20 protein-coding genes and 3 pseudogenes are annotated in these 12594 nt (G+C 54.5%); 12 read left to right on the forward strand and 11 right to left on the reverse strand.

The annotated features are described in order from the left end of the window. The 9 genes and pseudogenes from ACQ86N_RS35375 to ACQ86N_RS35415 all read left to right on the forward strand — a co-directional run bounded on the left by ACQ86N_RS35375 (nt 1) and on the right by ACQ86N_RS35415 (nt 4757). A complete protein-coding gene (locus ACQ86N_RS35375) occupies nt 1-258 on the forward strand; it encodes an RNA polymerase sigma factor (protein ID WP_431211162.1) in 258 nt (85 codons plus the stop codon). A gap of 22 nt (nt 259-280) precedes the next feature. Further along, the gene (locus ACQ86N_RS35380) at nt 281-451 is read left to right on the forward strand and encodes an RNA polymerase sigma factor (protein WP_431211163.1); all 171 of its coding nucleotides are present in this window, start codon (nt 281-283) and stop codon (nt 449-451) included. Next, nucleotides 448-1131, forward strand: coding sequence for a hypothetical protein (locus tag ACQ86N_RS35385; protein ID WP_431211164.1), 684 nt, complete (start codon nt 448-450; stop codon nt 1129-1131). The genes ACQ86N_RS35380 and ACQ86N_RS35385 overlap by 4 nt, the downstream gene beginning before the upstream one ends. Nucleotides 1132-1134: 3 nt before the next feature. Continuing rightward, entirely contained in the window at nt 1135-2154 is a 1020-nt protein-coding gene (locus ACQ86N_RS35390; RefSeq protein WP_431211165.1) for a hypothetical protein, read from the forward strand. A gap of 63 nt (nt 2155-2217) precedes the next feature. After that, nucleotides 2218-2469, forward strand: coding sequence for a hypothetical protein (locus ACQ86N_RS35395; RefSeq protein ID WP_431211166.1), 252 nt, complete (start codon nt 2218-2220; stop codon nt 2467-2469). Further along, nucleotides 2466-2942 carry a hypothetical protein gene (locus ACQ86N_RS35400; protein WP_431218030.1) on the forward strand — a complete coding sequence of 159 codons (477 nt, stop codon included), beginning with the start codon at nt 2466-2468 and terminating at the stop codon, nt 2940-2942. Before ACQ86N_RS35395 ends, ACQ86N_RS35400 begins: the two co-directional genes overlap by 4 nt. Beyond that, nucleotides 2876-3016 (forward strand): hypothetical protein, encoded by a 141-nt coding sequence (locus tag ACQ86N_RS35405; protein WP_431217717.1) that lies wholly within the window; start codon nt 2876-2878, stop codon nt 3014-3016. The genes ACQ86N_RS35400 and ACQ86N_RS35405 overlap by 67 nt, the downstream gene beginning before the upstream one ends. Before the next feature lie 73 nt (nt 3017-3089). Beyond that, nucleotides 3090-3494 carry an aminotransferase class V-fold PLP-dependent enzyme gene (locus tag ACQ86N_RS35410; RefSeq protein ID WP_431211167.1) on the forward strand — a complete coding sequence of 135 codons (405 nt, stop codon included), beginning with the start codon at nt 3090-3092 and terminating at the stop codon, nt 3492-3494. Then, nucleotides 3491-4757, forward strand: a pseudogene (locus ACQ86N_RS35415) (cation:dicarboxylate symporter family transporter). Before ACQ86N_RS35410 ends, ACQ86N_RS35415 begins: the two are co-directional and overlap by 4 nt. Before the next feature lie 43 nt (nt 4758-4800). Here the strand turns inward: ACQ86N_RS35415 and pyrF are convergent. From pyrF to ACQ86N_RS35435, 4 genes and pseudogenes are all read right to left on the reverse strand, one after another. Continuing rightward, the gene (gene pyrF, locus ACQ86N_RS35420) at nt 4801-5472 is read right to left on the reverse strand and encodes an orotidine-5'-phosphate decarboxylase (protein ID WP_431211168.1); all 672 of its coding nucleotides are present in this window, start codon (nt 5470-5472) and stop codon (nt 4801-4803) included. 43 nt (nt 5473-5515) lie between these two features. After that, the gene (locus tag ACQ86N_RS35425) at nt 5516-6145 is read right to left on the reverse strand and encodes an FMN-binding negative transcriptional regulator (RefSeq protein WP_431211169.1); all 630 of its coding nucleotides are present in this window, start codon (nt 6143-6145) and stop codon (nt 5516-5518) included. A gap of 137 nt (nt 6146-6282) precedes the next feature. Then, nucleotides 6283-6806 (reverse strand): annotated as a pseudogene (locus tag ACQ86N_RS35430) (P-loop NTPase). Next, complete coding sequence (locus tag ACQ86N_RS35435) at nt 6776-7381, reverse strand: P-loop NTPase (protein ID WP_431211170.1); 606 nt, start codon at nt 7379-7381, stop codon at nt 6776-6778. The pseudogene ACQ86N_RS35430 and the gene ACQ86N_RS35435 overlap by 31 nt, the downstream one beginning before the upstream one ends. A gap of 133 nt (nt 7382-7514) precedes the next feature. Between ACQ86N_RS35435 and ACQ86N_RS35440 the strand changes: the two genes are divergently transcribed. From ACQ86N_RS35440 to ACQ86N_RS35450, 3 genes and pseudogenes are all read left to right on the forward strand, one after another. Continuing rightward, nucleotides 7515-8150 carry a carboxypeptidase-like regulatory domain-containing protein gene (locus ACQ86N_RS35440; protein WP_431211171.1) on the forward strand — a complete coding sequence of 212 codons (636 nt, stop codon included), beginning with the start codon at nt 7515-7517 and terminating at the stop codon, nt 8148-8150. A gap of 64 nt (nt 8151-8214) precedes the next feature. Continuing rightward, nucleotides 8215-8538: pseudogene (locus ACQ86N_RS35445) on the forward strand (3-hydroxyacyl-CoA dehydrogenase family protein); the annotation flags it as partial. A gap of 64 nt (nt 8539-8602) precedes the next feature. Next, a complete protein-coding gene (locus tag ACQ86N_RS35450) occupies nt 8603-9073 on the forward strand; it encodes a 3-hydroxyacyl-CoA dehydrogenase family protein (protein ID WP_431211172.1) in 471 nt (156 codons plus the stop codon). 18 nt (nt 9074-9091) lie between these two features. On the opposite strand, the gene ACQ86N_RS35455 is transcribed toward ACQ86N_RS35450, so the two are convergent. From ACQ86N_RS35455 to ACQ86N_RS35485, 7 genes are read right to left on the reverse strand one after another with little or no spacing between them, the layout of a single operon-like run. After that, nucleotides 9092-9562 (reverse strand): hypothetical protein, encoded by a 471-nt coding sequence (locus ACQ86N_RS35455; protein WP_431211173.1) that lies wholly within the window; start codon nt 9560-9562, stop codon nt 9092-9094. Nucleotides 9563-9587: 25 nt separating this feature from the next. Next, nucleotides 9588-9905 (reverse strand): hypothetical protein, encoded by a 318-nt coding sequence (locus ACQ86N_RS35460; RefSeq protein WP_431211174.1) that lies wholly within the window; start codon nt 9903-9905, stop codon nt 9588-9590. Next, nucleotides 9854-10855, reverse strand: a complete 1002-nt coding sequence (locus ACQ86N_RS35465; RefSeq protein WP_431211175.1) for a carboxypeptidase-like regulatory domain-containing protein — start codon at nt 10853-10855, stop codon at nt 9854-9856. Before ACQ86N_RS35465 ends, ACQ86N_RS35460 begins: the two co-directional genes overlap by 52 nt. Before the next feature lie 60 nt (nt 10856-10915). Continuing rightward, nucleotides 10916-11320, reverse strand: a complete 405-nt coding sequence (locus ACQ86N_RS35470; protein WP_431211176.1) for an IMPACT family protein — start codon at nt 11318-11320, stop codon at nt 10916-10918. Beyond that, complete coding sequence (locus tag ACQ86N_RS35475) at nt 11310-11528, reverse strand: YigZ family protein (RefSeq protein WP_431211177.1); 219 nt, start codon at nt 11526-11528, stop codon at nt 11310-11312. Before ACQ86N_RS35475 ends, ACQ86N_RS35470 begins: the two co-directional genes overlap by 11 nt. After that, nucleotides 11525-12193: a RibD family protein gene (locus tag ACQ86N_RS35480; RefSeq protein ID WP_431211178.1), complete on the reverse strand. Its 669-nt coding sequence runs from the start codon at nt 12191-12193 to the stop codon at nt 11525-11527. Before ACQ86N_RS35480 ends, ACQ86N_RS35475 begins: the two co-directional genes overlap by 4 nt. Nucleotides 12194-12227: 34 nt before the next feature. Beyond that, the gene (locus ACQ86N_RS35485; protein WP_431211179.1) at nt 12228-12542 is read right to left on the reverse strand and encodes a bifunctional diaminohydroxyphosphoribosylaminopyrimidine deaminase/5-amino-6-(5-phosphoribosylamino)uracil reductase RibD; all 315 of its coding nucleotides are present in this window, start codon (nt 12540-12542) and stop codon (nt 12228-12230) included. Between the last annotated feature and the right edge of the window lie 52 nt (nt 12543-12594).

The raw sequence follows: 12594 nt of genomic DNA on the forward strand, positions 1-12594 counted from the left end.
ATGTACAACACCAGCCTGCGCATTGTCAACCATACCGGCGATGCGGAGGACGTAACACAGGAAGCATTCACCGACGCGTTCCGCTCCCTTGAGGATTTTCACTACAAATCCACCTTCGGAGCCTGGCTGAAAAGGATCGTCATCAACAAATCCATCAACCAGCTGCGCCGCCGAAAAATGGACCTTATCGACATCGACAAACTAACATCGGCCACCTGCCCGAAGAAGACAGCATCGACGAACAGGAGATCGGCCTGAAAGTAGAAGAGATAAAAAAGCAGTGACCCTGCTGCCCAACGGATATCGCACCGTCCTGACCCTCTACCTTTCGAAGGCTACGACCAGGGAAGAAATAGCAGAGATCCTGCAGGTATCGCATGCCACCGTGAGAACACAGTACATGCGCGCAAAACAAAAATTGTTACAATTTATAAAACAAGGAGTATCATGAACGACAGGTTAAAACAATTTGTCAGTGACCACCGGGAAGAGTTTGACTCCGAAGAGCCGGACCTCAGCATCTGGGATAAGATCAGGGAGGACCTGGAACCCGGCAAAAAACCGACCCCCGTGGTCCGGATGCAGAGCCATTGGAGGAAGTATAGCGTAGCCGCCGCCGTCATCCTTCTGCTGGGAGGCGCCCTGTGGTACCTCAGGACCAGCAAAACCACACAGCCCGACACCGCCCAAAGGACTACCACATCCCCGGCGGCCACGGACACCAATAACCCGGACACCAACAACTCAAAGAACAACCTCGCCCAAACACCCGCGCCGGCCGGTGCTGACCACAATTCCGATTCTTCGGCCCTCGCAGCCATCCGGCCCAGGAATGACAACAAGGAACTCGAGTCTTCCATGGACGAAGAGATGTACCACTACGCCAAACTCGTCGAGATAAAACACAAAGAACTAAAGACCATAGAGAAGGACGAACCCCTCCTCTACAAACAGTTCGCCTCCGACGTCTACAAACTCGACAGCGTCTACCACGACCTCCGGGGACAACTGCCCAACAACCCTAACCGCGAGCAACTACTCGAAGCGATGCTTCAGAACCTCCAGCTGCAGATGGAACTCCTGAATCACCAGCTCGAAATCGTTAGACAAATAAATCATACTAAAAAATAGAATATGAAAAAGCATATAAAACTATCTAGTTTTATTGCCGTTCTCGCCCTCTCGGCCATCCTCCTTCCCCCGCAGGCACAAGCCCAGCAGGTGAGAAGACAACGGATGATCAACAAATCCTACCCCGTAACAGCCGACGACAAGCTTCAGATATACAACCAGTTTGGTAACGTATCCGTCAGCACATGGGACAAGGAGGAGATAACCGTGGACATCGAGATCGGCGCCCGGGCATCCAACGAAGACAAGGCAAAAGAGATAATGGAAAAGCTCGACGTAAAGGAATCCAAAGAAGCCCATACCATCACCTTCAAGACCACCGTCGACGAGATCCAGAATGGCAACGGCGGTAAAAAGAACGGCGAAGGCGACCGGTCCTTCTACATCGACTACGTGGTTCATATGCCCACCGGTAATCGCCTCGAAATAGAGAACAGCTTCGGCAAAATAGGCGTCACCGACTTCAAAGGCCCGATTTCGCTCAGCAGCAAATTCGGCAGCCTCAACACCGGCAAACTCGACAACGTCGACTTCATCGACGTCGAATTTGGCAAAGCCTTTATCACCGAGATCAACAACGGCAAGATCCTCTTCAAATACAACGACCAGTCCCGCATCGGCAAGGTGAATGGGAACGTAAAGATCACCAGCGAGTTCTCAGGCAACGTACAGTTCAACGTCGCCAACAATATCCAGGACCTCTCCGTCTTCGAATCCTATTCCACCGTTCGCATGGTCGTCGACCAGAACCTATCCGCCGACATCGACGTCCACACCAGCTTTGGCAGCTTCCGCAACGAAAGCGGCTTTAACATCGCCGAGAACAGACCCGAAGGCGGCGACGACTTCGGTCCCAAATTCGACAAAGACTACAGCGGCAGGGCCGGCGAAGGCAAGGCGAAAATAAAGATCAAGAGCAGCTTTGGCACCGTCCGCCTATCCCACTATGGCACAGGAAAGGACAAGGGAGAAAAAGACAAGGAAAAGGACAAAGACGACAAGGATGACGACAAAACTACCTAGGCCCGCACCTAACAACATTTAACGCATTAATACCATATCTTGCATTTCTATAAAATCTCGGAAATGCAGGTATCAACGATAGCCACAGCCACGCTCGAATACGCGCAGCAAAAAGACCGGGAGGACAAGCTCAGCAGCTTTCGCTCCCGGTTCTACTTCCCCTCTCCCCCAGCGGCGACAGCCAATCCATATATTTCTGCGGCAACTCCCTCGGCCTGCAGCCCCGCCACACCGCCGACTACTTTCAGCAGGAACTGCAGGACTGGCAAAACCTCGCCATCCATGGCTACTGGCAGGCCCGCAACCCCTGGATGACCTTCCCGCAGTCACTCCGGCCATCCCTCGCCCGCATCGCAGGCTGCCTCGAAGACGAAGTAACGGTCATGAACGCCCTGACCGTCAACCTCCACCTCCTGCTCCTCACCTTCTATCGCCCTACACAACAGCGGTATAAGATTCTCATCGAAGCCGGAGCCTTCCCCTCCGACCAGTACGTCGTCGAAACCCAGTCCGGATGGCACGGCTTCAACCCCGCCGACGCCGTCATCGAGATACGGCCGCGCGAAGGCGAAGACACCATCCGCGAAGAAGACATACTAAAGGCCATCGACGAACACAAGGACCACCTCGCCCCTGGTATTGCTCGGTGGCATCAACTACTATACCGGCCAGCTTCTTCGACATGGCCGCCATCACAACCGCCGCCCACAAAGCCGGCGCCCTGGCGAGCTTCGACCTCGCACACGCCATCGGCAACGCCCCGCTGCGTCTCCACGACTGGGACGTAGACTTCGCCGTATGGTGCTCGTACAAATATCTCAACGGCGGACCCGGCGCAGCCGGCGGCGCCTTCATTCACTGAACGCTTCGTCAAAGACACGCACCTCGCCCGACTCGGCGGATGGTGGGGCAACGACGAATCCAGCCGCTTTAAAATGGAAAAAGGCTTCGTCCCCAAACCCACAGCCGAAGGCTGGAGCATGAGCACGGCCCAGGTCTTCAATATGGTCGCACTAAAAGCCTCCCTCACCCTCTTCGACGAGGCCGGCATATCAACCCTGCAGACAAAAAGCCGCGAACTCACCGAATATCTCTACCACCAGCTCACCTCCATCGACAACCCGATATTTAAGATCATCACCCCCTCCGAACCCCACCGGCGGGCCGCACAGCTCTCCCTCTATTTCGGACCGGAAGGGAAACCCATCCACCAGCGCATGATCGACGCCGGTATCGTAGTCGACTGGCGCGAACCGGGCGTAGTCCGCGTAGCCCCCACCCCTATGTACAACTCATTCGAAGACGTCTTCCGCTTTTGCGATATCCTGCAACAAATATGAGAACCTCCGTACTCGACCGATTCTCCCGCAATCTGACATGGATAGTTCTGATCGCCCTTATAGGTGCTGTCCTTCTCGGCTACTTCGCGCCCGCCGTCGCCGTAAAAACCGAATGGATGGGCGTACAGTTCGTCAACCTCGTAAAACTCTTCATCCCCTTTATCATTTTCCTTACCATCGTCTCCGGCATCAGCGGGATGAGTGACCTAAAGAAAGTCGGTCGCATAGGCGTCAAAGCCCTGCTCTATTTCGAGATCGTCACGACCGTCTCACTGGCCATCGGCATCGCCGTAGCCTACCTCCTCCGCCCCGGCGAGATCGACAAGACCGGGCTCCCCATCCAGGACGCCACCAAATACACCAGCCAGGGCGCACATGGTTTCAACTGGATTCAATTTTTCAGGACGAACTTAACCCTTCAGGTGCTGGCGCTGGCCATCCTCACGGGCATCGTCATTAGCCTTATCCCAAACAAAACAAAGACCACCGACGCCTTCCACAAGGCCAGCAAGTTCGTCTTCCGGCTCCTGCGCTACGTCATGCTCCCTCGCGCCCCTGGGCGCCTTCGGCGGCATGGCCTTCACCATCGGTAAATATGGGATAAAGACACTTATCCCACTGGCCAAACTCATGGGCTCCGTCTACCTCACCATGGCCCTCTTCGTCGTCATCGTCCTGGGCCTCATCCTTCGCTATTTCAAACTCAACGTCTTCACCTACCTTAAAAATATACGCGAAGAGATCCTCATCGTTCTCGGCACATCATCCTCCGAAGCAGCCCTTCCCTCCCTCATGGCCCGGCTCGAACAAATGGGCTGCAGCCAGCCGGTCGTAGGCACTGGTCGTACCCACCGGCTACTCCTTCAACCTCGACGGCACCTCCATCTATCTCTCCATGGCCACTATCTTCCTCGCCCAGCTATACAACGTCCACCTCTCCGCAGGCGAACTCCTCACCATCCTCGGCATCCTAATGGTTACTTCCAAAGGCGCCGCAGGCGTCACCGGCAGCGGCTTCATCGTCCTGGCCTCTACCCTCACCGCCATCCAAAGGATACCCGTGGAAGGCCTCGCCTTCCTCCGGCCGTAGACAAATTCATGAGCGAAGCCCGCGCCATCACCAATATCATCGGCAACGGCGTAGCCACCCTCGTGATCGCAAAAAGTGAAAAGGAATTTACAGATACCCCTGCATCTCACGGTGATACCCCTCCGCAGCCTTCGCCGCCAGCTGCAGCAAAATCTTCCCCGGCCGAAGCATAAATAACAGCCCTGCTCGCATTCACCAGCAGACCCACGTCCCCGTTCATCGCCCGCCTCGAGATCTCCTCCAGACTCCCCCCTGCGCCCCCACACCGGGAACCAGATAAAAATGATCCGGCGTCAACCGGCGGACATTGCGAAAGGCCTCCGCCTGAGTGGCGCCTATAACGAACATCAAATTCTCAGGACTACCCCATACCGCCGCCTTCATCAGCACCTGCTCGTATAACAATCCGTCTCCGGCCTCCTGCAGCTCGAAATCCCGGGCCCCCGAATTAGAGGTCAGCCCCAGCAGGATCGTCCACTTGTCCCTGTATTCCAGAAAAGGCCGCACACTGTCCTCTCCCATGTAAGGAGCGACCGTAACGGCATCGAAAGCCAATGTCTCGAAAAAAGCACGCGCATACTGGGAGGACGTATTGCCGATATCTCCCCTTTTGGCATCGGCAATGGTAAAATGAGTGGAAGGAATATAATTGACCGTCTTCTCCATCGTCTCCCAGCCTTTTAACCCGTCGGCCTCATAAAATGCGGTATTTATCTTGTAGGCCACACAATGATCCTTCGTGGCGTCGATGATTTGCTTGTTGAACTCGAAAACCGGATCTTTATGCGAATGAAGATGGGCGGGTATCTTCGTGCTGTCACTGTCAAGTCCTACACAAAGATATGACCCTACACTCCGTATCTGGGCTACTAGCTGCTGACGTGTCATTCGCCAAAAATAGGATTATTTCTCCTCTTCCCCACCGGGCCGCTCACTCCTCCGCCGTGGGTCCACGTCTCCTCTTCATCTCCACCGCTACTTTCTTCGATACCTCATTCCCCTTATCCAGTTCCTCCACCACATGGTGATAACTCTCCTTATCCCGGTTCTGACTCAGCTTATAAGCCGCCTGTACCTCCTCCATGCTGATCTCAAAACCTACAATACCCCTCAGATCATCATTCAGTGCCTTCTCCGGTATTTCCCCCATCGTCACCGGCCTGGGCATATGCTGCTCATATGTATCCATCAGCCGGGACAAAGCCGCCCGCAGCTCTTCCCCCTCCACGATCCTTACCCTCCCATAAATGTGTACTGAAATATAGTTCCACGTAGGCACCTTCATCTCCGTATACCATCGCGGCGAAACATACGCGTGCGGCCCGGGAAAAATAGCCAGCACCTTCGCCCCATCCACCAGCGTATACTTCTGCTCATTCCCTTTCGAGATATGCCCCATCAGCACGTCCTCCCCCGCGGCATTCTTCTCCAGCTGCAGCGGGATATGCGTACCCAGCGGCACACCGTCTTTTACCGAAACCAAAATAGCAAAGGAATTTTCTTTGATAAAGGCATGGATAGTCGCCTTATCCTTTTCTTCATATCGGCGGGGGATGTACATCCGCCAAAGTTATTAAATTCTCAATTCACCCCGATCCACCCCGTAACACCGCCTCCTTTCTGACCATCATCCGCATCTTCTTCAACTTCTGCCGGCAGAAACAACCCCTCTGACCTTCCTCCGCCACGGCAAACACTCTATCCCACAACCTCCACCACCTTCTCCCTGTTCATATTCGCGTTGACCATCGCAATACTCCTCGCCGCATTCCCCGCAAAATCCGAGAACGCCTTCTTCGTCACCGCATCATCACCCGCCATGATCGGCACCCCGTAGTCTCCACCCTCCCGGATACTCTGAACCAACGGTATCTGGCCCAGGAAAGGTATATCGTACTCCTCAGCCAGTCTCTTTCCACCCTCCTTTCCAAAAATATAATACCTGTTATCGGGCAGCTCCGCCGGAGTAAAATAGCTCATATTCTCTACCAGGCCGATGATCGGCACTTTCAGCTGCGCCTGACCGAACATCGCAATCCCTTCTTCGCATCCGCCAGCGCCACATCCTGCGGCGTCGTCACCACGATCACTCCCGTCACCGGCACCAGCTGCATCAGGGTCAGATGAATATCACCCGTTCCCGGAGGCATATCGATCACCAGATAATCCAGCTCATCCCAGTAGACATCGGTTACGAACTGGCGGATCGCACTGCTCGCCATCGGCCCGCGCCAGACCACGGCATTTTTTCATCTACCAGTAACCCTATGCTCATCAGCTTGATACCAAACTTCTCCAGCGGTACGATCAGCCCCTTCCCATTTTCGCCGCCAGCCATCATCTTCGGACGCTCGCCCCGCACCCCAAACATTATCGGAACACTTGGTCCGTATATGTCCGCATCCATCAACCCCACGCTCGCCCCGCCCCTGGCCAGCGCCATCGCGAAATTCGCCGCCACCGTGCTCTTCCCTACGCCACCCTTGCCACTAACCACCGCAATGATATTCTTCACCTTAGGCAGCGTCTCGCGCGAATCCTTTCGCTGGGACGTCGTATTGGCCGTAAAATTCACCTTTACCGTCGCATCTTTATTTACCAGCAGTCGTACCGCATTGATACACGCATTCTTAATATGATCCTTCATCGGACAGGCCGGAGTCGTCAGCACCACCGTAAAGGACACATAATTCCCATCGATGGTCAGATCTTTAACCATTTTTAATGTCACAATGTCGTTACCCAGATCCGGTTCCTGAACATTCCCGAGGGCCTCTAAAACTTTTTCCGCCGTCATTAGCAAGATTTTGTTAAAAACTCTATTTTGAGACAAAATTAACCAATGACCTCCGTAATTTGTTCAAGATTCGAACGGTGGCAAAAAAATAAACTCCATCCGGTTCTCGGGTTTAAAAGTTAATTTTGACCGAATGAAAAAAATTGTACTATACGTTCTTCTGCTGTCCGCCCCGTTCGCCGCTCACGCCCAGTTCGACAAGCTAAAAGACTCTGTGGTACAATTATATGGCGTCATTATGACAGCCGATAGCCTGAAAGGAATACCGGCCGTCAGCGTAGTCGTAAAAGGACGTAACCAGGGCACCTACTCCAACGACCAGGGCGTCTTCTCCATCGTCGTCCTCAAAGGCGATATCATCGAATTTTCCAGCGTCGGCTACAAAGCATTTACCCTTAACGTCCCCGACACTTTCCACGGCAATCAATACAGCGTCATCCAACTGATGGTCACCGACGCACAATACCTGCCCGCTACCATCATTCGGCCCCGGCCGACACGCGAACAGTTCGAACGGGACTTTGTCAACACCAAAGTCCCCGACGACGACATCGAGATCGCCCGGCAAAATAACGACGTCGCCAAACGCCGCGTCCTCGCCCGAAGCCTGCCCGCCAGCGCAGGCGAAGCCGCCTCCACCTATCTCCGCCAAAGCGCCACCCGCTACTCCTACCAGGGACAGGCCCCCCCTCAGAATATCTTCAACCCCCTCGCCTGGGCCGAGTTTATCCAGGCCTGGAAACGAGGCGATTTCCGAAACAACAACTAACTTCGCGCGAAATCAATCCCGCATAAGCCATATGCATAACATCTCCGTTATCGGCGCCGGTACCATGGGTAATGGCATCGCCCACGTCTTCGCACAGAAAGGATTCTCCGTCACCCTCATCGATACCCAACCCGCACAACTGGAAAAAGCGCTCCGAACGATTGCCCAGAACCTCGACCGACAGATCGCCAAAGGCGCCATCACCGACCAGGACAAACAGTCCACCCTCGACTCCATCACCACCTCCGCAAACCTCGCCGAAGGCGTCGCAAATGCCGACCTCGTCGTCGAAGCAGCCACGGAGAACGTCGATCTCAAACTCAATATCTTCCGCCAGCTGGACGAACGCGCTCCTCAGTCCGCCATCCTCGCCTCCAATACCTCGTCGATATCCATCACACGTATCGCCGCAGTCACCCGGCGCCCCCAGTCCGTCATCGGACTCCAGCTTCATGAACCCTGTACCCGTCATGCGACTGGTCGAGATCATCAACGGCTACGCAACGGATCAGGCCGTCACCAAAAAAATGACCGCCCTCTCCGAACAACTCGGAAAAGTTCCCTGCGTCGTCAACGACTACCCTGGCTTCATCGCCAACCGCATCCTCATGCCCATGATCAACGAAGCCATCAGCAGCCTCTTCGAAGGCGTCGCCGGCGTACAGGAGATCGATACCGTAATGAAATTGGGAATGGCCCACCCCATGGGTCCGCTGCAACTGGCCGACTTTATCGGCCTCGACGTCTGCCTCTATATCCTCCGCGTACTCCAGGACGGATTCGGCAACCCGAAATACGCCCCCTGTCCCCTGCTCGTCAACATGGTGACAGCCGGATACCTCGGCGTAAAAAGCGGTGAAGGATTCTATAAATACACCCCAGGCAGCAAAGACCTCGTAGTCAGCGACAGGTTTACTTCCTAGTCGATCGCCCTGGTTATCCTAATTGGTCCTCTTTATCTTAAAACTACCCGTTATCGTCTGCTGCGGGCCCGACTGACCATAAACAGGACCGGTAAAACTGCCTTCTATAACGCCGCCCACAGGGCCAAAGGAAGTGATGGTACATTTAAGATAAGCCCCTCCATAATAAGACGTAGGCACATGGACGGTTATCGAATCCTGCACCGTCCCCGTCGTACCGTTCAACTGCGCAAATTGCATATTGATCCACGTCTGACCGGAGTTGGTCTGATAGCCGCTGAGATAGGTTATTCCACTATAAACATTTTCTTCTATATCGTCGGGCGGCGTCGTCAGGTTGTACGTGCTCCCCCCGACACTGAACTGGATGAACTGATCAATGGTAACCCCACAGGCCGTTAATTTACCCGCATCCACTGTATCGGCCGAACCCACCGCAACTGACACCTGACCGCCCTGCTGCGATGACTTAAAGTCGACCGGCGTCAACAACGCCGTAGTCGACGAACTGGAACTAACGGGTGACCGGCAGCATGAACGCCCCCTTTATCACGGCAGCATTGTAATTCAGGCCATCGATATGCACCGAGACAACGCCGCTGTCCACCGGATTGAGACTGCAGTCTACTACGGTCCCTTTCACAACGACGCTGGCATGTTCGATAGCTACAGTCAGCGTCCCAAGGTCCTGATCAGACACCGCCGGCCCAACATTCGCACCCGCTATCATACTCCCGCATTCCGTCACCACCTGCATCACCAGCGCCTGCCCCTTCGGGATCAACCCCTGTGCAAAACCGTCATAGTCCGTATACCCCCGCGCGTCCCCCAACTCTGTGACTGAAACTGTATATACGTATACGCCAGCGGATTCCCATGCTGGTCCTTCACGTGAACTTTAAAATTGACCGTACCCGAAGCCGCGTCACAGTTCCAGTACGAGAAATGCCCCACCTGGCCCACATAGCTGTTCCCCACGCGTATAGCACTCCCCTCCTGGATCCACCGCCCGCTCGAGTCATTGAAATACCATAAGGGAATGGTAGCCGGCGCCGCAGTCTGCAGGGCCGCCGGTATCGCCCACGTGAGCGTTGCCTTCGCACCCGAAGCCAGTTGAAGCTTCTCCCCCGCATCCCCCTGCAGCTCTACACCCAGCATTCCAAAACTCTGCAGAGCCGTTTCCTTACCGTCCGTACCGATACCCCTCAGATCACCGGGCATGTATTTATAAAGATTGACATCCGTCGGATCGAGATAAGTAGCATATACATTTACGTTCCCGGTATAGGCGGCATTCGTCGAAGCGTTGACAAAACTGCTGCCCGTGAAATCCGCTGTATCACCGGTCTTAACCAGCACCTTCTTGCCCGCAGCAGCCCCAAAACTACCGGTTAACACCCTGGGCACCAGCTGTATGCTAACGTAATTTGAGGCGCCTCCATTGGTAATGATGCTCCTTGAACCCGTAAAATAACCGGCCTTGCTCACCTTCACGAAACCAAACCGGCTCGACATCGATATCTTGGAAAACGAAAAGACCCCATTCACGTCGGTCGTAGTCGTCGCCGACCCGCTGCTCACAGCAGCACCCTGTACCGGCATCCCTTTTTCATCAAGTACGCGACCCTGTAAACTGGCCGTCACCGTCTGCTCGGCAGGAATATTGTTGGGATTCGTCGTCATCGACCCATTGTCGGAAGACGAACTCTTATTACACGCATAAAATACCAGGAGGGTTATGACCGCAGCGGTCAGCGCAATAGGGTACAGGAGCTTTTTCAAAAGATAGAATTTTGGATACCCCTAAGAACGCGATATCCGGCTTCGATAGTATACACCTTCCTACCCCGCTACGGGATTCAGCTCTACATTCCTGATCTCCTGTAACTTATAAACGGTTTCCATCACCCTGTTCTTCGGGATGGCTATGGTCATACTGCAAAAAAGTTGCATTTCCTGACGCACGACCCGGCAATTGTATTGCTTCACCACAGCCATGATCTCTCCTACTTGTGTATAATCAAATTGTACTATATATTCTTTTTCCACCTGCTTCTGCGCCAGCGGGGTCATCTGCAGCGCCAGTGCCGCAGTCGACTTATAAGCGTTGATCAGCCCCGGCACCCCCAGCAAAGTCCCTCCGAAATACCGCACAACTACAACAAGGGTATTCACCAGCTCCTTGCTGTCTATCTGACCGAGAATAGGCCGCCCCGCACTCCCCGAAGGCTCCCCGTCATCGCTCACCCGGAACACATTTCCGTCCAGACCCAGCCGGTAGGCGAAACAATCGGTGCGTAGCCCTGGGATGCTCCTTCTTGATCTCGTTCAGCCGGTCCTTGAACTCATCGACACTCTTTATCGGGCAGGCATACCCGATAAACTTACTGCCCCTGTCCTTGAACTCGGCAATAGCCTCCTTTTCGATCGTGTAATAGAATTCCTGTTCGGTCATATATTCCTGTAATAACGTATTGTATCGGTGAACAGGCTTTCGTGAGATATTGGCTGTATAGTACCCAACACCGGCGCAGACAACCCGCCCGGCAATTCCAGTTGAGTATTCGTAATTACCCTCGCCTCATCCCAGTACCCCTCATCGATAAAGGACTGCAGCAAACGCGCGCCCCCTTCCACCAAAACACTCTGTATTTTCAGCCGGTGCAGGGCGATCATCAGCTGGTGAACAAGACTGCTGTCCCCAGCCAGCTGATAATAAGAGAGCATATCCCCTTCCTCATGCCTCGACGAATTGAATACGATCGTCCTCACCTTTCCGTCGAACAGTTTCAGCGACGCCGGCAACGACAACTCCTTGTCGACCACCAGCCGCACCGGATCCGGCCCCTTCCACAGCCGCGCCGTCAGTGCGGGGTCATCCATCAACGCCGTCCGCGTCCCGACCAGGATAGCCGCCTCTTCCGACCGCCATCTGTGAACCAGTCTGTTGGTATATTCATTGGAAATAAGCACGCGCCCTTCGCCCGGCCCCGCAATCCTTCCGTCCCCGCTCTGTGCCCACTTCAGTACAATATAAGGCCTGTGCTTCGTATTAAATGTAAAAAACCTCCTGTTCAGCTCCACACACTCCTCCTCAAGGATCCCAACGGTCACTTCCACACCCCCGCCACCAGTTTCTCGATCCCCTTCCCGTTCACCTGGGGAAAGGATCACGGCAACCAACCACCACCCTGGGTATCCGCCGCGATAGGATCAGGTCCGCACAGGGCGGCGTCTTCCCGTGATGCGCACAAGGCTCGAGCGACACATAGATCGTCGACTGCTCTATCAGCGGCTGATCCTCCTCCTTCACAGAGTTGATGCAATTGACCTCCGCATGCGCCTTTCCATACAGCTGGTGATACCCTTCGCCGATAATGCGGTCCCCATATACCAGCACCGACCCCACCATGGGGTTCGGCGCCACACGTCCGGCCCCCAGCAGAGCCAGCTCCAGACAGCGTCGCATATATGTTTCGGGGAAATTCATCGGGCCGGCAAAGTTACGCCAAACTCCCCTA

It is taken from the genome of Puia sp. P3 (assembly GCF_050632245.1).
GTDB lineage: Bacteria > Bacteroidota > Bacteroidia > Chitinophagales > Chitinophagaceae > Puia.

Bases quoted from the DNA above. Each gene is read 5' to 3' on its own strand.
- ACQ86N_RS35475 (WP_431211177.1), bottom strand. From the start codon at position 11,528: ATGACCGAACAGGAATTCTATTACACGATCGAAAAGGAGGCTATTGCC.
- ACQ86N_RS35385 (WP_431211164.1), top strand. From the start codon at position 448: ATGAACGACAGGTTAAAACAATTTGTCAGTGACCACCGGGAAGAGTTT.
- pyrF (WP_431211168.1), bottom strand. From the start codon at position 5,472: ATGACACGTCAGCAGCTAGTAGCCCAGATACGGAGTGTAGGGTCATAT.
- ACQ86N_RS35450 (WP_431211172.1), top strand. From the start codon at position 8,603: ATGAACCCTGTACCCGTCATGCGACTGGTCGAGATCATCAACGGCTAC.
- ACQ86N_RS35375 (WP_431211162.1), top strand. From the start codon at position 1: ATGTACAACACCAGCCTGCGCATTGTCAACCATACCGGCGATGCGGAG.
- ACQ86N_RS35485 (WP_431211179.1), bottom strand. From the start codon at position 12,542: ATGCGACGCTGTCTGGAGCTGGCTCTGCTGGGGGCCGGACGTGTGGCG.
- ACQ86N_RS35435 (WP_431211170.1), bottom strand. From the start codon at position 7,381: ATGACGGCGGAAAAAGTTTTAGAGGCCCTCGGGAATGTTCAGGAACCG.
- ACQ86N_RS35400 (WP_431218030.1), top strand. From the start codon at position 2,466: ATGACCTTCCCGCAGTCACTCCGGCCATCCCTCGCCCGCATCGCAGGC.
- ACQ86N_RS35410 (WP_431211167.1), top strand. From the start codon at position 3,090: ATGGAAAAAGGCTTCGTCCCCAAACCCACAGCCGAAGGCTGGAGCATG.
- ACQ86N_RS35440 (WP_431211171.1), top strand. From the start codon at position 7,515: ATGAAAAAAATTGTACTATACGTTCTTCTGCTGTCCGCCCCGTTCGCC.
- ACQ86N_RS35395 (WP_431211166.1), top strand. From the start codon at position 2,218: ATGCAGGTATCAACGATAGCCACAGCCACGCTCGAATACGCGCAGCAA.
- ACQ86N_RS35425 (WP_431211169.1), bottom strand. From the start codon at position 6,145: ATGTACATCCCCCGCCGATATGAAGAAAAGGATAAGGCGACTATCCAT.
- ACQ86N_RS35390 (WP_431211165.1), top strand. From the start codon at position 1,135: ATGAAAAAGCATATAAAACTATCTAGTTTTATTGCCGTTCTCGCCCTC.